This window comes from Achromobacter xylosoxidans (genome assembly GCF_001457475.1).
GTDB lineage: Bacteria > Pseudomonadota > Gammaproteobacteria > Burkholderiales > Burkholderiaceae_B > Achromobacter > Achromobacter xylosoxidans.
On sequence record NZ_LN831029.1, the window covers coordinates 3,940,717 to 3,957,507 of the forward strand.

13 protein-coding genes are annotated in these 16,791 nt (G+C 69.3%); 8 read left to right on the forward strand and 5 right to left on the reverse strand.

What is annotated here, in order from left to right:
• Positions 1-39: 39 nt before the first annotated feature.
• The 5 genes from AT699_RS17755 to AT699_RS17775 all read left to right on the forward strand — a co-directional run bounded on the left by AT699_RS17755 (position 40) and on the right by AT699_RS17775 (position 6,352).
• The gene (locus AT699_RS17755; RefSeq protein WP_024069344.1) at positions 40-1,341 is read left to right on the forward strand and encodes a UDP-N-acetylglucosamine 1-carboxyvinyltransferase; all 1,302 of its coding nucleotides are present in this window, start codon (positions 40-42) and stop codon (positions 1,339-1,341) included.
• Positions 1,342-1,416: 75 nt separating this feature from the next.
• A complete protein-coding gene (locus AT699_RS17760; RefSeq protein ID WP_024069345.1) occupies positions 1,417-2,211 on the forward strand; it encodes an alpha/beta fold hydrolase in 795 nt (264 codons plus the stop codon).
• A gap of 190 nt (positions 2,212-2,401) precedes the next feature.
• Entirely contained in the window at positions 2,402-3,853 is a 1,452-nt protein-coding gene (locus tag AT699_RS17765; RefSeq protein WP_035182450.1) for an NCS1 family nucleobase:cation symporter-1, read from the forward strand.
• A gap of 127 nt (positions 3,854-3,980) precedes the next feature.
• Positions 3,981-5,360 (forward strand): HdeD family acid-resistance protein, encoded by a 1,380-nt coding sequence (locus AT699_RS17770; RefSeq protein WP_006384613.1) that lies wholly within the window; start codon positions 3,981-3,983, stop codon positions 5,358-5,360.
• Positions 5,357-6,352, forward strand: a complete 996-nt coding sequence (locus AT699_RS17775) for an Lnb N-terminal periplasmic domain-containing protein (protein WP_024069347.1) — start codon at positions 5,357-5,359, stop codon at positions 6,350-6,352. The genes AT699_RS17770 and AT699_RS17775 overlap by 4 nt, the downstream gene beginning before the upstream one ends.
• A 19-nt stretch (positions 6,353-6,371) precedes the next feature.
• Here the strand turns inward: AT699_RS17775 and AT699_RS17780 are convergent, their stop codons facing one another.
• Together AT699_RS17780 and AT699_RS17785 are read right to left on the reverse strand one after the other, a co-directional pair.
• A complete protein-coding gene (locus AT699_RS17780; RefSeq protein WP_024069348.1) occupies positions 6,372-7,115 on the reverse strand; it encodes an SDR family NAD(P)-dependent oxidoreductase in 744 nt (247 codons plus the stop codon).
• Positions 7,116-7,161: 46 nt separating this feature from the next.
• On the reverse strand, positions 7,162-7,824 hold the full coding sequence (locus AT699_RS17785; protein ID WP_035182448.1) for a TetR family transcriptional regulator: 663 nt from the start codon (positions 7,822-7,824) through the stop codon (positions 7,162-7,164).
• Positions 7,825-7,907: 83 nt separating this feature from the next.
• Between AT699_RS17785 and AT699_RS17790 the strand changes: the two genes are divergently transcribed.
• On the forward strand, positions 7,908-8,576 hold the full coding sequence (locus AT699_RS17790; protein ID WP_024069349.1) for an O-methyltransferase: 669 nt from the start codon (positions 7,908-7,910) through the stop codon (positions 8,574-8,576).
• Positions 8,577-8,594: 18 nt separating this feature from the next.
• On the opposite strand, the gene AT699_RS17795 is transcribed toward AT699_RS17790, so the two are convergent.
• Positions 8,595-10,130 (reverse strand): MFS transporter, encoded by a 1,536-nt coding sequence (locus AT699_RS17795; RefSeq protein WP_006386328.1) that lies wholly within the window; start codon positions 10,128-10,130, stop codon positions 8,595-8,597.
• A gap of 111 nt (positions 10,131-10,241) precedes the next feature.
• Here AT699_RS17795 and AT699_RS17800 point away from each other — a divergent pair, with 111 nt between their 5' ends.
• Positions 10,242-11,141, forward strand: a complete 900-nt coding sequence (locus AT699_RS17800) for a LysR family transcriptional regulator (protein ID WP_006386327.1) — start codon at positions 10,242-10,244, stop codon at positions 11,139-11,141.
• 7 nt (positions 11,142-11,148) lie between these two features.
• Here the strand turns inward: AT699_RS17800 and AT699_RS17805 are convergent, their stop codons facing one another.
• Positions 11,149-13,833, reverse strand: a complete 2,685-nt coding sequence (locus AT699_RS17805) for a hybrid sensor histidine kinase/response regulator (RefSeq protein WP_024069350.1) — start codon at positions 13,831-13,833, stop codon at positions 11,149-11,151.
• Positions 13,826-14,647 (reverse strand): response regulator transcription factor, encoded by an 822-nt coding sequence (locus tag AT699_RS17810; protein WP_006386325.1) that lies wholly within the window; start codon positions 14,645-14,647, stop codon positions 13,826-13,828. Before AT699_RS17810 ends, AT699_RS17805 begins: the two co-directional genes overlap by 8 nt.
• A 405-nt stretch (positions 14,648-15,052) precedes the next feature.
• On the opposite strand from AT699_RS17810, the gene AT699_RS17815 reads away from it, so the two are divergent.
• Positions 15,053-16,786 (forward strand): ShlB/FhaC/HecB family hemolysin secretion/activation protein, encoded by a 1,734-nt coding sequence (locus AT699_RS17815; RefSeq protein ID WP_024069351.1) that lies wholly within the window; start codon positions 15,053-15,055, stop codon positions 16,784-16,786.
• Positions 16,787-16,791 lie beyond the last annotated feature (5 nt).

Consider the following 16,791-nt stretch of genomic DNA (forward strand, 5'->3'; position numbering starts at 1 on the left):
CCCCCTTGCCGTTCCACCTGTCGTCCAAGCTTCTCGCCCATGTCCAATCTCATCGTCCACGGCGGCACGCCCCTGCGCGGCCGCGTCATCCCGTCGGCCAACAAGAACGCGGTGCTGCCGATCCTGTGCGCCACGCTGCTGACCGACCAGCCGCTGCGGCTGCATGGCGTGCCCGACATCACCGACGTGCGCAAGATCCTCGACATCTTCCGCACGCTGGGCAGCGAAGTGCGGCTGGATGAAAGCACCCGCACACTGGACCTGCATCACCGCGACACCACGTTCGACGCCGCGCGCCATCGCCTGCCGGAAGAGATGCGCTCGTCCATCATGCTGGTGTCGCCGCTGCTGGCGCGCTTCGGCGTGGCGCGGCTGGAGGACAACGTCAAGGGCTGCACGCTGGGCGTGCGCGAGATCGATCCGCACGTCGACATCTTCCGCTCGTTCGGCGGCGAGGTCGAACGCGCCAGCGGTTCGCTGCTGGTGCGCAGCGCCGGCCCGCTCAAGCCGACCCATCATTGGCTGGACTACGCCTCGGTCACCACCACCGAGAATTTCGTGCTGTGCGCGGCCGCCGCGGCCGGCGAATCGACGCTGACCAATGCCGCGTCCGAGCCGCACGTGCAGGAGTTCTGCCGCTTCATGACGATGATGGGCGCCAACATCGACGGCATCGGCACCTCGCGCCTGACGGTGCGCGGCGGCGCCACCCTGCGCGGCGGCGAGTTCACCTTCGAGGAAGACTTCCACGAGATCACCACCTTCCTGGCGCTGGGCGCGATCACCGGCGGCGACGTGGTGGTGCGCAACAGCACGCCGTCCAATTTCCCGCTGATCGACCGCACCTTCGCCAAGTTCGGCGTCAGGATCGTGCACGAGAACGGCTGGTCGCGCGCGCTGCGCGACGGCCCGCTGAAGGTGCAGACGCCCTTCACCAGCAACGTGCTGACCAAGGTCGAGGCCGCGCCGTGGCCGTATTTCCCGGTGGACCTGCTACCCATCTTCATCGCCCTGGGCGTGTGCGCCGAGGGCAACGCGATGTTCTGGAACAAGGTCTACGACGGCGCGCTGGGCTGGACCGGCGAGCTGTCCAAGTTCGGCGCGCACGTGTTCTCGTCGGACCCGCACCGTGTCATCACCTTCGGCGGCAATCCGTTGACGCCCGCGGTGGTCGAAAGCCCCTACATCATCCGCGTGGCGATCGCGCTGTTCATGATCGCCAGCAGCATCGAGGGGCGTTCCGAGATCCGCAACGCCACGCCGATCCGCCGCGCCCACCCGCGCTTCGTCGAGAACCTGCGCAGCCTGGGCGTGCAGGTCGAGTGGACCGCCGAGGAATAGCGCGGGCGGTTTCCTATAATCCCGGGATTCCTTCAAACGGCGCTTCGGCGCCCTTTTGCTTCCCAGGATCCCTACATGTCGTCGATTGCCAGCCAGGATGTCCACGTGTCCACCCCGCAAGGCCGCCTGTTCGCGCGGCGCTGGGATCCCGCCGGGCGGGATGCGGACGCGGCGCCGATCGTGCTGCTGCATGATTCGCTGGGCTGCGTCGAACTGTGGCGCGACTTCCCCGAACAGCTGGCCGCGGCCACCGGCCGCGCCGTCATCGCCTATGACCGCCTGGGCTTTGGCCGCTCCGATCCCAACCCCGCCACGCTGACCACCGGCTTCGTCGAGGCCGAGGCGCGCGACGGTTTCCAGGCCGTGCGCCAGGCGCTTGGCATCGGCCGCTTCATCGCCTTCGGCCACAGCGTCGGCGGCGGCATGGGCATCTGCTGCGCGGCGACCCATCCCCAGGATTGCGACGCCCTGATCACCGAGTCGGCCCAGACCTTCGCCGAGAACCGCACCCTGGATGGCATCCGCGCGGCGCAGCGCAACTTCGCCGAGCCGGGCCAGCTGGACCGCCTGAAGAAGTATCACGGCGACAAGGCCGCGTGGGTGCTGAGCGCCTGGGTCGACACCTGGCTGTCGCCGGCCTTCGCCGACTGGAAGCTCGACGACGCGCTGCGCCAGGTCAAATGCCCGGTGCTGGCGCTGCACGGCGAAGTGGACGAGTACGGCTCGGTCGCGCACCCCGAAATCATCGCCCGCCTGACCGGCGGCAAGCAGGCGCTGCTGGAGAACTGCGGCCACGTGCCGCACCGCGAGCAGGCGCGCATCGTGCTGGACCTGGCCGGCCAGTGGCTGCGGGGCGCGGTGCCAGGCTGATTGGCCGCCAGGGCCTGCGCAGGCAGGCCCTTTGCCGGAAGGGAAAACCCCAGGGGCGTATTGGCGCAAAGGTTGTATACACTCTTTGCACACCATAGTACGCGCCAGGCTCCGTCCAAGTGTTGCTGCTGTAATTGGTCCGCCCGGCTTCCTTTACGGCCATGCCCAACCTTGGGCCAGGGAGCTCGCCATCGATATCCGAAATCCTTCCCCCGGTCTCTACAACGAAGACCTGGCCCCCACGAAGGAACGCCGCTGGGGCGCCTTCAGCATCTTCAACGTCTGGACCTCGGACGTGCACAGCCTGTGGGGCTACTACCTGGCCGCCAGCCTGTTCCTGCTGTGCGGCAGCTTCGTCAACTTCCTGATCGCCATCGGCCTGAGTTCGCTGGTGATCTTCTTCCTCATGAACCTGATGGGCTATGCCGGCGAAAAGACCGGCGTGCCCTACCCGGTGCTGGCGCGCGCTTCGTTCGGCATCTGGGGCGCCAACCTGGCGGCGCTGGTGCGCGCGGTGGTGGCGTGCTTCTGGTATGGCGCGCAGACGGCGGCCGCGTCGGGCGCCATCGTGGCGCTGCTGGTGCGCAACGACAGCCTGCTGGCCTTCCACCAGAACACGCAATGGCTGGGGCATTCGGGCCTGGAGCTGATCTGCTACGTCGGCATCTGGGCGCTGCAGCTGCTCATCATCCAGAAGGGCATGGAAACCGTGCGCCGCTTCCAGGACTGGGCCGGCCCGGCGGTGTGGATCGCCATGCTGGTGCTGGCGGTCGGCCTGTGCATCAAAGCCGGCGGCTTCAGCCTGGAGCACGGCATCCCGATGGACGTGCTGCTGGACAAGACCCGCGACGCCGGCGTGACGGGCGCGCCGGGCAGCTTCTGGGCGCTGATGGCGGTGGGCGCCACCTGGATCACCTACTTCGCCGCGCTCTACCTGAACTTCTGCGATTTCTCGCGCTACGCCCGCGACAAGCAGGCGGTGAAACGCGGCAACCTGTGGGGCCTGCCGGTGAACCTGGTGGCCTTTTCGCTGGTGGCGGGCGTCACCACCATCGCCGCCTACAAGGTCTACGGCGAGGTGCTGCTGCACCCCGAGCAGATCTCCACCAAGTTCGACAGCTGGGTGCTGGCGCTGCTGGCCGCGCTGACCTTCGCGGTGGCCACGCTGGGCATCAACGTGGTGGCGAACTTCGTGTCGGCCGCCTTCGATATTTCGAACGTGTTTCCCAAGCGCATCAATTTCAAGTGCGGCGGCTACATCGCGGCGCTGATCGCGCTGGTGCTGTATCCGTTCGCGCCGTGGGAAGGCGGCGCGGCCCACTTCGTCAACGCCATCGGCGCCACCATGGGACCGCTGCTGGGCATCATCCTGGTGGACTACTACCTGGTGGCCAAGGGCCGCATCAATGTTGCGGCGCTGTATGACGAGCATGGCGAATACCGCTACCGGGGCGGCTGGAACATGAACGCGCTGGCGGCCACCGGCATCGGCAGCGTGTTCTCGACCATCCTGCCCAACTTCACCGACCTGCTGCCGGCCTGGTGGGCCACCTATGGCTGGTTCTTCGGCGTGGGGATCGGCGGCGGCGTCTACTGGGTGCTGGCCACGCTGCGCCCGCGGGCCATGCCGGCCATCGCTTGACCGGCCCGCCGCCGGCGCCTCGGCGCCGGCGGCGGCGCGCGACTCGACGCGCGGGCCGCAGTCGCGGTACCCTGCATGCGATACTTGCCATCCCGTGGCATTGCGCCCTTGCATGGAGCCCCGCCCCATGAGTCACCTGGTCTTGCTGCTGCTCGGTGTCGACTATCTGCACAAGCGCGCCCGCGCCCTGATGATCGGCGGCTGGCTGATGCTGGCCGCAGGCGCGTTCGTGTTCCTCGACGCCCTGGACAACGCGCTGTACTTTCCCCTGAATTTCTTCGCCGCGCTGCTGGTGGCCGAGGGCATCGCGACGCTGGCCATCGCCAAGTCCGGCGTGGGCGGCCAGCGCGTGCTGCGCTACACCAAGGGGGTGTTCGTGCTGGTGGCCGGCACACTGGTGCTGGCGGGCCATCATCACGGGCATTTCGTGCTGTCGATGATCTTCGGGCTGCTGTTCCTGGTGGACGGGCTGATCCAGTGCATCGCCGCCTACGTGGTGCGCTACCAGCGCTGGCGCGTGGTGTTCGCCTCGGGCGTGGCCGAGGTGCTGCTGGCGATCTTCTTCTTCCAGCCCTACCCCACCCACTATGTCGGCACGGTGCCCTACTGCATCGGGCTGTTCCTGGCCATCTCGGGCCTCAAGCTGCTGTGGCTGGCGCGCCGCGTGCGCAACCTGGATGCCAATCCGGCGCTGGCCACCAACCCCGACCCCGCCTTCATGCCGACGCGCGCCGACGGCCCGGCGCAGAAGGTGTTCGACGGTCCGCCGCAAGCCAGCGAGCGCGCCCTGACCGTGCACGTATGGACGCCTTCGGGCTCGGCCAAAACCGAGACGCGCAACTACCCGGTGGTCGACCGCTACATCGCGGCGGTGGACATCAACGGCGTCGTGTCCACCGGCCATGCCGCGCTGGAATCGCCCGAGGGCATCTACATCAGTCTCTATCCGGCCGTGGAGATCGACCACTCGCCCGAGCAGTTCGGCACGCTGCTGCGCGCCACCGCCGACAACAACGTGCCCGGCGTGTACCAGCCCGACTACGCCACCGAGTCCAAGGCCTGGTGCCCGTCGACCATGCAGGTGCGCATCCGCAATTACGACGCCGCCAAGCTGCAGGCGTTCTGGGACGAGTACCGCAAGACCGAGATCTACAACCTGACCCACCGCAACTGCTCCAGTTCGGTCTCGGCCGCGCTGGAAGCGGCGCTGGACGGCGTGGTGGGCCGCCTGCACGGCCCGCGGGCCGGCTGGGCGGTGCTGTGGCGGCTGCTGTTCACGCCCGAGTTGTGGGTGGCGGCGCAGATCCGCAAGCGCGCCCTGACCATGGCCTGGACCCCGGGCCTGACGCTGGACTATGCGCGCGCGCTCAGCATGCTGGCCGATCCGCGGCCGTTCGGCTGGTGGAAGATGTCGCAGGCGGCGCTGCGTCAGATCGCGGCGCTGCGCGCCGGCTGGCGCCGCCAGGACCGCGAGGCGGTCGCCCGCAATACCCAGACCCAGTCATGACGGCGCTGCTGGCGGCCGCCGTCGTCGCCGGCGCCCTGTGGGGCGCGCTGGCGCTGTGGTTCCAGTCGCCAGGGCGGGGCCGCGCCCGCCTGCTGGCGCCGCTGGCCTGGATGGCGTTGGCCGCCGCCGCGCTGGCGGGACTGGCATGGGGCTACCTGCTGCCGGCCGCGCTGTTCGGCGCGCTGTTGCTGGCGCTGCTGGCGTGGTGGATCTGGGGCATGCGGCCATCCAACGACCGCGACTGGATGCCCGAAGTGGCTCGCGCCACCCATGGCGAGGTCGACGGCGACCGCCTGACGCTGCACGACGTGCGCAACTTCGATTGGCGCTCGCGCACCGACTTCGACGCGCGCTGGGAAACCCGCCACTACGACCTGTCGAAACTGGCATCGGTGGACCTGGCGCTGTCGTATTGGGGCCGCCCGGCGATTGCGCATGCCCTGGTGTCGTTCGGCTTCAGCGACGGCCAGTACGTGGTGTTCTCAGTGGAGATCCGCCGCAAGCGCAACGACACGTTCTCGGAAATCGGCGGTTTTTTCCGCCAGTATGAGCTGTCGGTGCTGGCCTCGGCCGAGGAAGACAGCCTGCGCGTGCGCACCAATGTGCGGGGCGAGGACGGCTATCTGTACCGCGTCCACATGCCGCCCGGCGCGCCGCGCAAGCTGCTGCTGTCGTACGTGGACACGGCCACGCGCCTGCGGCGCCAGCCGCGCTTCTACAACACCCTGACGGCCAACTGCATCACCATCGTGTACCGGCTGGCCGACAAGATCGTGCCGGGCCTGCCGCTGGACTACCGCCTGCTGCTGTCGGGATATCTGCCGGAATACCTGTACCGCCTGGGAGCGCTGCAAGGCGCTGGCAGCGTCCAGGCCTACCGCGCCGCCGGCCGCTACACCGACCGCGCCCGCGCCACGCGCGATGCGGCGCAATACTCGCGCAATATCCGGCGCGGCGTGCCGGGCGTGCCGCCCGCCGAAGCGGACGCGTGACCGTGGCGATGGCCGCGCCTCAGGTCAGGTTCAGCCCGCCGTCCGACAACAGGATCTCGCCCGTCAGGTAGTCGGACTGCGCCAGCCACGCCACTGCCTGGGCGATGTCGTCCGGCTGCGCCGCGCGGCGCATCGGCGCCCGTTCGCGCCACAGCTGCTGCGCCTGGGTCCAATCCCGCGTCAACGGCGTGTCCACCAATCCGGGCGCCACCGCGTTGACCCGGATCGACGGCGCCAACGACACCGCCAGCAGACGCGTCACATGGTTCAGCGCCGCCTTGGCCGCCGCATACGGAATCGACGCGCCCTTGGGCCGCACGCCGGCATGCGAGCTGACGTTCACCACGCAACCCGGCCGGCCCCGCGCCGCGGCCGCCGACAGCGCGGCTTGCGCCTCGGCCACCAGGCGGAATGGCGCAACCACGTTGACTTCGTGCATCTCGTGCCAGACCGCGGGCGTGGCCGCGGCCAGGTCGCCGTGCGCGATCACGCGGCTGATGCCGGCGTTGTTGACCAGCACGTCCAGCCGGCCCCACGCCGCCACCGCCTCGCGGACCAGACGCACACGGTCGGCGTCGACGGCCAGGTCCGCTTGCACATAGACGGCCGAACCCAGCTCCGCGGCCAGCGCCCGGCCCGCCTCGGCCGACTGGCGCGAATGCAGCACCACGGCATAGCCATCGCGCGACAGGCGCCGGGCAATGGCGGCGCCGATGCCGGAGGTGGAGCCGGTCACCAGCGCAACGGGAAGGGAATCATGCATCGTGTCAGTCGTATGAGAGTGCATCACGGAAGGAGGATGCCACAGGTTACTTGCGGGCTTGCCGGCGTGCCTGGCCGACGCCCCGCGCCAGGCTGTCCAGATACGCGCACAGCATGTCGGCCAGCGCGTCCGCGTAGGCCTCGATCTCGGCGTCGGTGCGCGGACTTTCGGAGAACTGCTTGCCGACGGCGCTGAGCGTGTGGGTGATGAGATCGCCCGCCAGGACGCGGGTGGCGTCGGACGCGTTGGGCAGGGCCTCTTCGAGAAACGCGAGCACGATGCGGCCGCCCTCTTCCTTGGTGGCGCGCGCCTCGGGCGCATCGCGATACAGCGGCGCCGCGTCATTGAGGGCGACACGCATGACGGCCTCTTCGCACTCCGAGCGGACGAAGGCGTGCACCAGGTTGCGCAAGCGCTGCGGCGGCGCGTGGCGCGCGTCTTCGAGCAGGCGCCGCAGCAGATCCGAGGTCTGCTGCCATTCCTGCGTCTGCAGGCGATACAGGATGGCGGCCTTGTTGGGGAAGTATTGATAGAGCGAGCCGATGCTGACGCCGGCCTTCTCGGCCACGCGGGCGGTGGTGAAGCGCGCGGCCCCTTCCTTGGCCAAAACCTGAGCCCCCGCCTGCAGGATGGCCGCGACCAGCTCGGCCGAGCGGGCCTGCTGCGGTTGTTTTCTCTCGGAAAGCCGGGTGCTGCGGCGTGTGGTCATGGCGGCGCGCGAAATGCGAATAGGGAAATGCGACGAATTCATCGTATTCTAAACCCGTACCCCCCGACTGGAAACCCATCATCATGACCAACACCCTGACCTCCGCGCCCCTGCCCGCGCTGCTGGACCGCCTGTTCACCCAGGCCGACGCCTCCTGGTCGCATGCCGACCCCGCCCTGGCCAATATGTCGAACGCCGAGCAGGCGCGGCTGATGCGCAGCAAGACCGAATACCGCGAGTTCTACGGCCGCATGAAGGACCTGCCGCTGGCGGTGTCGCCCGAGACCGGCACCCTGCTGTACATGCTGGCGCGCAGCACGCAGGCCCGCTCCATCATCGAATTCGGCGCCTCGTTCGGCATTTCGACGCTGCACCTGGCGGCGGCGTTGCGCGACAACGGCGGCGGCCGGCTGATCACCACCGAATTCGAGCCTTCCAAGGTCGCCCTGGCCAGCGACCATCTGCTTGAAGCCGGGCTGGCGGACCTGGTGGAACTGCGCCAGGGCGATGCGTTGCAGACGCTGGCCGCCGACCTGCCCGAGCGCATCGACCTGGTGCTGCTGGACGGCGCCAAGGCGCTGTACTCCGACATCCTGGCCTTGCTGGAAAGCCGGCTGCGACCCGGCGCGCTGATCGTGGCGGACAATGCCGACCATTGCCCTGAGTACCTGGCGCGCGTGCGTTCGCCGGACTCGGGCTACCTGTCGACGCCGTTCGGCGACGACGTCGAGCTGTCGATGCGGTTGGGGTGAGGCGCCGCCACACCGGTCTCAGGCCCGCGCCGCCGCCGGCGCCGCCTCGCGCGCCTCGGGCTTGCCCAGGAAGAGAAACACCACCAGGGCGGTCAGCACCGTGATCGCCGCCAGGATCCACAGCAGCACGGCGAAGGCATCCGCGGAAGCGTGCGCCAATACCGCGCGGCCGGTCCCGGGCAGGATCGCGGCCAGCGCGTCGAAGTCGCCGGCGACCAAGCGCTGGGCCGCCTGCGTCGCCCGCGGCGCGGCGCCGGGCAACGCCGTGGCGAGGTGGCTTGCGGTCAAGCCGGTCAGCAGCGCGCTGACCACGGCCAGCGCCACGCCTTCGCCCGCCACCCGGGTCGTGCTGAAGATCCCGGTCGCCATGCCGGCGCGCTCGACGGGCACCACGCTGACGGCCAGCCCATCCATCAAACCCCACGGCAGGCTGATGCCGATGCCGATCAGCAGCATCGGCCCCACCAGCGCCGTCACCTGCCCGGCCGTCATGGCCAGGCTGAGCCAGGCCAGGCCGGCGGCCGCCAGCAGCAACCCCGCGCCACAGATCAGCGCCGGCGCCAGCCAGCGCGTCAGCTGGCCAGCCACGATCGGCAACAACAGCAAAGGAGCGGACAGCGCGATCATCATGCGGCCCGCCTCGATTTCGCCAAGGCCGTCGACGGCAATGAAACGCACCGGCAGCAGGATCAGCAACACCACGAAGGCATAGGCCGGCGCGGCCGCCAGCAGTTGCACTCCCAGGAAACGCGGATAGCGGAACAGCGTCAGGTCGAGCATCGGCCGGACCGCGCGCAACTCGATCACGCCGAACGCGGCGAACAACGCAACCGCCGCCGCAAGCATCGCCAACGTGGAAGGATCGCCCCAGCCGCTTTGCGGCGCCCGCATGATGCCCCAGGTCAGCAACGCCAGCGCCGCGCTGAACGTGGCGGCGCCCGGCCAGTCCAGGCGCCCCGCCGCCGGATCGCGCGATTCGCGCAGGCAACGCGCGCCCAGCAGCAATGCAACGGCGGCCAGGCCGATCACCAGCAGGAAGATGCTGCGCCAGCCGTAGCGTTCGATCAGCAAGGCCGAGGCGATGGGCCCGAACGACAGGCCCGCGCCGAAACTGGCGCCCAGCAGGCTGAAGGCCCGCATGCGCCCGGGCCCGTCGAACGCCTGCGCCAAGGCCGCGGCGCCGCCGGAAAAGATCGCCGCGCCGCCCAGGCCTTGCGCGGCGCGCAGCAGGTCGAAGGCGACGATGTCCGGCGCATGGACCAGGCCGAGGGAGGCCGCGATGAAGATCGCGGCGCCCGCCAGGAAGACGCGGCGGCGCCCGTAGCGGTCGGCCAGCGCGCCGGCCACCAGCAGCGAGCTGCCGAACACCAGCATGAAGGCGTTGGTGATCCAGTTCAGCGCGACCGGGCTGCCGCCCAGGTCGCGCGCGATGGCGGGCAGCGCGATGGCGGGGCCGGTAAAGGTGAACGGCATGGCCGCGCACGCCAGGCACACGGCGGCCAGGACCAGGAACTTGCGGGCCGCGGACAGCGGCGGCGAAACGACAGACGGCATGGCAGACATCGATGTGGAAGGCAACGGCATTGAAGATACCTGTGCGCAATGGGCGGATAAATAGGGTAAAAATCCACACATACGGGAATTAATTTCTTCAATGGAATCGCCATGGACCGTTTGAGCGGCCTGTTGCCGTTTGTCCGCAGCGCCGAACTGGGTGGCTTCGCCGCCGCCGGACGCGACCTGGACCTGTCGCCCTCGGCCGTCGGCAAGGCCGTGGCCCGGCTGGAACAGGACCTGCATGTGCGGCTGTTCCAGCGCAGCACGCGCCGCATGCAGCTGACCGAGGAAGGCCGGCTGTTCTACGAGCGCTGCAAACGCATCCTGGAAGACCTGGACGATGCGCACGCCATGCTGTCGCAGACGCTGCGCGAACCCCGCGGGCGCCTGCGCGTCAGCGCGCCGCTGGTCAGCTACCACTTCCTGCTGCCGGTGCTGCCGGCCTTCGCGGCGCGCTATCCGCACATCGAACTGGACATGGACTTCAACGACCGGATCGTGGACCTGATCGGCGAGCGCGTCGACGTGGCGATCCGCAGCGGCGACCTGCCCGATTCGCGCCTGGCGGCCCGAACGCTCGGCAGCTTCCGGCTGCGGCTGTACGCGGCGCCCGATTACCTGGCGCGCCATGGCACGCCGCAGCGCGCGCGCGACCTGGAACGGCATCGGGCGGTGCGGTTCCGCTATCCGAACGCCGGTACGCTGCAGGAATGGCCGCTGGCGCTGGCCGCGGGCGAGGCCGCGCCGCGGCTGACGGCCGCGTTCACCTGCAACAACATGGAAGCGTTGCTGGGCGCGACCATCCAGGGGTTCGGCATCGGCTGCATGCCGGATTTCCTGGCGCGCGAGGCGCTGGCGGCCGGCAGGCTGCGCGCGCTGCTGGACGCGCAGGTCAATGGCGCGGGGCGCTTCCAGGCGCTGTGGCCCTCCAACCGCAACCTGTCGCCCAAGGTCAGGGTGTTCGTCGACTTCCTCGCCGAGCGGCTGTTTCGCGACAGCCCGCCCTGACGCCCGCTCAGGCCACGGGCATCCGCCCGCACAGTTCGCCGATGGCCGCGAGATCGCCCTGCCGCGCCAGCCGCTGCACCTGCTGGCTGAAATCCGTGAAGGCCGGATCGCGCGCCTGCACGGCGCGCGCCCAATCCATCAGGTCCGAAATGCCGCCGATATCCAGCAGCCGCTGCACCTGTTCCAGTTCGGCGCGCGACAGGCGCGGCAGCGGCGATGCCGCCGGCGCCGGCTCATTGGCCGCGGGATTCGTCGCCAGATGCAGCAGGCGGCCCAGCAGATGCCGCAATTCCACCAGGTTGATGGGCTTGAGCAGGCTGGCGTCGTAGCCTGCGCCGTCCAGGGGCGGCGTCTCCTGCGGCGTCGCCGAAACCGCCACCACCGGCAGGTCCGGCCAGCGCGCGCGCGCGGCCCGCAGCACGGCGGAACCGTCGGCGCCTTCCATGCGGTGGTCGGTCAGGATCAGGTCGGGCCGGCGCGCGTCGTCGGCCTGGATGCGCGCCACCATGCCGCGCCCGTCGGCTTCGCTTTCCACCAGGAAGCCCAGGCTGGCCAGTTCCTCGACCAGGAACTCGCGGATTTCCGGGGTGTCCTCGGCCAGCCAGATGCGCTTGCCCGCGCCATCCAGCAAGGGCAGCACGTGCGCCGCGGCGGCGATGTAGTGGTGCGACACGCGTGATTCGTCCACCTGCCTGACCGGCAGGGCCACGCTGATCGTTGTGCCCTGGCCCACTTCACTGTCGACGTGGATGCGGCCGTTCATGCGCTGCACCCATTGCTGGACGATCGCCAGGCCAAGTCCGACGCCGGGCTGGCTGTCGGCGGACGTCAGCCGCTGGAACGGTTCAAAGATGTGCTGCCGGTCTTCGGGCGCGATGCCGCAGCCGGTATCGCGCACCGCCAGCGTCAGCCAGCCCGCGGCCTCGCCCGCCGCCGGCGCGGCGTAGTCCGCGGTCAGCGTGAGCACGCCGCCGCGGGTGAACTTGGCGGCATTGTCGACCAGGTTGGACAGCACCTGCCGCACGCGCTTGCCATCCATCTCCAGCACGGCGGGCACGCTGTCCGACACCCGCAGTTCGAAGCGGTTGTCCTGGCGCGCCGCGATCGGCGCGGCTTCCTTGGCCACGGCATCGAGCAAGGCGTGCGCGTATTCGGGCGCCAGCCGCAATGCCTGGCCGCCGGCGCCGGCGGCGTAGTCGATCAGGTCATTGACCATGCCCAGCATGTGGTCGGCGCTGCGGCGGATGACGGCGCCGCGCGGCGCGTCGTCGCGGCCGCCGGCCTGGATCAGGTCGGCAAAGCCGATGATCGAGGTCAGCGGCGTGCGCAGATCGTGGCTGATGCGCGCCAGGAAGTCCTGCCGCACCCGGCCCGCCTCGTCGGCCAGAATCAGCGCCGCCTGCAACGCCTGGGTGCGCTCGGTGACGGCCTGGTCCAGCCGCTGGTGTTCGCGTTCGCGCGCCTGCGCCAGTTCGCGCTGCGCCGCGAGCCGCTCCTGGCGATGCTGGCGCGAGCGGCCATGCAGCAGCACGGCCAGCATCAGCGACACCGACAGCAGGTCCCAGGCGACTTCCGGCCCGCCCGCCCAGCGGCCCGGCAGCAGCCCCTGGATGTAGGCCACCCGCAGGAACAGGCAGGAACAGTAGATGGCGAAGGACAGCAGGAAGATGCGCGCGTTGGCATGGCCGCGGCGCCAGCCGTCGGCCATGGACACCAGCCACACCAGCGCCCACAGGAAAATCAGCCCGATCAACGCCTGCGCCGCCTCGCGGTAGTCGCCCAGCGCGGCCCAGACCGCGCCCGCCACGCCGGCGGCGATCAGCCCGCGATAGACGCCGCGCCAGATGCGCACCCGGTGCAGGTCGGCGAACAGCATCGCCATGAAACCGAACAGGGACGCCGCCAGCGTCGCCAGCACGCTGGGCGCGCGCAACACCATCTCGCCGCCGCCGGTCAGGACGTAGCGGTACAGCAGCCCCTGGAACGACAGACTGTAGAGAATCTCGATGAAGATGGCGGCGGACAGCAACAGGTAGACCGGGTCGCGCTGGGCCGCGCCCAGCACCGCGGCGTAGAGGCCGACCATCATCAGGGCGCCGATCAGCAGCGCCACCACCATGGTGTTGCGCTGGGTCACGCCGACGAACGCCGCCGGCGTCCTCAGGGTGGGCTCCATGCTGATGGCGGAACGGCTCTGCACCCGCACCAATACCGTCATGCGCTGGCCCGGTTCGAGCCGCAACGGCACCACCGAGACGGTGGCCGGGATCTCGCGGCGCGCCAGCGGCTCGCGGTTGCCGGCCAGCAGGATGCCGGACGGCTGCCGTTGCCCTGGCGCGAACAGATAGAAACGCACGTCCTCCAGCCGCGGCACGCCGAACGAGAGCCAGCGTTCCTGGGCGCTGCCGGACGTGTTGCTGACCTCCAGCCGCAGCCAGAACGCCGAGGCGGAATACCCCCGGTTCAGCCAGCGGGCGGTCACCGGCTGCCAGGCGCCATCGAGGACCTGGCTGGCGTCCTGGTCGCCGGCATGGTCTTCGATGCCCCGCAGCTCGCCGACCAGCGGCAGGGTGCCGCCCACGGTGCTCAGGTCGATGACGGGCTGGGGATCCTGCCCGCGCGCGGGCAGGCTCAGGCAGGACAGGGCCAGCCACAGCAACCAGGCCAGCCAGCCCACGCGACGATCAGGCATGGGGATCCTGCTCCTGGCGCAGGGCGGTCGGCGCCATGCCGAAACGCTCGCGGAAAGCGGTGGAGAAATTGCCGCGGTTGCCATAGCCCACCGCCTGCGAAATGGCCTGGATGTCCAGGCCGGTCTCGCACAGCAGGCGGCGCGCCTCGCGCATGCGTTCTTCGCGCAGGAATTCGAACACAGTGGTGCCGGCGCACCGCCGGAACGCCTGGTTCAGCCGACGCGCGTTGGTGCCCAGCGCCTGGGCCAGCGCCACCAGCTCCGGCGTGTGGTCCAGCCGTTCGCGCAACAGCTTGCGCGCGGCGCGGAACAGGACGCCATCGAGCGTCGACCCGGTGCCCGCGGCCGGGGCGCCGTCCTCGCAAGGGCCGGCCGCGCTGGCGGGCTGCGCCACCGGCGTCACGCGCAGGTGTATCAGCAGGCGCAGGCGCACTTCCTCGAAATCGAACGGCTTGGCGACGTAGTCGACGGCGCCCGCCGACAAGCCCGCCACGCGCTCCATGGGCAACGACGCCGCGGTCAGGAAGATGACGGGAATGGCCCGCGTGGCCGGGTCGGCCTTGAGCAGGCGACAGGCCGCCAGGCCGTCGCAGACCGGCATGTTCACGTCCATCAGGATGATGTCGGGCTGCACCAGTTGCGCCTTGCGATAGCCGTCGTTGCCGTCCTCGGCCACATACACCCGGCAGTCCTGGCTGGTCAGGAAATCCACCAGCAGCATGCGGTCCTCGGGACGGTCCTCGACGACCAGCACGCGCAGGCCGGCAAGCTGGCCCGGGATAAGCGGATAGGAGGCGTCATTCATGCCGCGCATTCTTTCATGCCGGCCGCTGGACGCGTTGGTAACAGCCCACAGAACCGTGCCGGTTTTGTGAATATTTTTCCTTGCGGCAAACGTGTCGTGCATTCCGGCAAACCTGGTGGGCGCAATCATTATTCACACATGATAGTGTTTGTTACATCAAGCCATGGACCGGGAATCCGTGGCGTCCCATCGATCTTCGGCAACGTCCCGCGACAACAACATCACGTAAACACCCTCGACAGCACGCCGGCAGGTCGTTCCTCCGGGCATCTCCTGGATGCCACCGCCCAAGCAAGAATCCCGCAGTGCCCCACAGTTGTAAAGAACTTTAGAAATTTTGTTTTTTGATGTTTACGAAATATATCAAATAGCTTCATTTAAGCCTGAATGTAACGAATTATCACCCAAGCATCCATGCGCCGCCCTATTCCACTCCGCCGCCCCGCCCTGTTCCGCCAGCCTCCTTCCTCCCTGCGCGCCGGCGTTGCCGCCGTGCTGCTGGCGTTAGCCGCCGGCCCCGTGGCGGCGCAGAACGTGCAGCTTCACCTGCCTTCGGGCGCCGAGCCGGGCCGCCAGCTGCCTCAGCCGGTCATGCCCGAAAGCACGCCCACCGCGCCACCGGTGACGGTGCAGCAAGGTGGCGCGACCGAAGCGCCCGCCGGCGCGGACAAGCTGACGTTCACGCTGACCGACATGCGTGTCGAAGGGGTGACCCGCTACCCCGCCGACACGCTGCGCCCGCTCTACCAGGACCTGGTCGGCAAGACCATCACCGTGGCGGACGCCTTCAAGGTGGCCAGCGACATCGAGCTGCGCTACCGCAACGACGGCTACGTCACCACGCGCGTGATCGTGCCGGCGCAGACGATCGAAGGCGGCCAGTTCCGCATCATGGTGGTCGAGGGCTACATCTCCGACGTGAAGTACGACGGCGACATCGGCCCGGCGCAGGCGGCGGTCGAAAAACTGGTGCAGCGCCTGCGCGGCGTGCGTCCCATCAACGTGGCCGAAGTCGAGCGCCAGCTGCTGCTGGCCAACGACCTGAACGGCCTGACCGTGCGCGCCTCGCTGGAGGCCTCGCCCAAGGAAGTGGGCGGCTCGGTGCTGGTGGTGCGCAGCGAGCGCAAGCCGGTCGATGCGCGCCTGGGCATCGACAACCGCGCCTCGCCCTACCTGGGCTGGAGCGAAATGACCGGCCAGGTCACGCTGAACTCGTTCGGCGGGCGCGCCGACAGCCTCACCCTGACCGGCAGGGTGGGCTTTCCGGCCTACCGCAGCAAAGCCGTGGGCGCCAATTACGACATGCTGGTCAGCGACAGCGGCATGACGGTCGACGTCGCGGCCAGCTACGCCAAGAGCGAACCGGGCCGCGAACTGGCTCCCCTGAACGTCGCCAGCGACGTTCAGGCGTATTCGGCCACCGTCACCTATCCGGTGATCCGCTCGCGCCTGGAAAACCTGCGCGCGTTCGGCATGCTGGACGTGCGCAACGTCACCACCGACATCACCGGCATTCCCTTCACGCGCGACCGCCTGCGGGTGCTGCGCGCCGGCCTGAGCTATGACCGCACCGACAGCTGGAACGGGATCACCGCCGTGCGCGGCACCGTGCACCAGGGCCTGGACGCCATGGGCGCCTCGCAGGAAGGCAATGAGCTGGCCTCGCGCGCCAAGGGCCGCCCCGACTTCCTGAAACTGACGGCCGAACTGACCCGCCTGCAGCAGCTGTCCGACCGCTTCAGCCTGGTGGCCACCTTTGCCGGCCAGTACAGCGCCAGCCCGCTGCTGGCCAGCGAGGAATTCGCCCTGGGCGGCCCCAACTTCGGCCGCGGCTACGACGACGGCGAAATGTCCGCGGACTCGGGCGTGGCAGCCTCGCTGGAACTGCGCTACGCCGTGTCGAGCGACCGTTTCCTGCCGCAGGGCGCGCACGTCTACACGTTCGTGGACGGCGGCCACATCTGGTCGCGCAGCGAAAGCGCCCCGCTGACGCGCGCCAAGCTTTCCTCGTATGGCGCCGGCATGCGCGCCAACCTGACCAAGAACCTGTACGCCACGATCGAAGTGGCCAAGCCCATGAGCAGCGACGTCCTGACCCAGGGCAACAAGGATCCCCGCGTGTTCTTCAGCCTCTCGGCCCAGTACTAATCCGC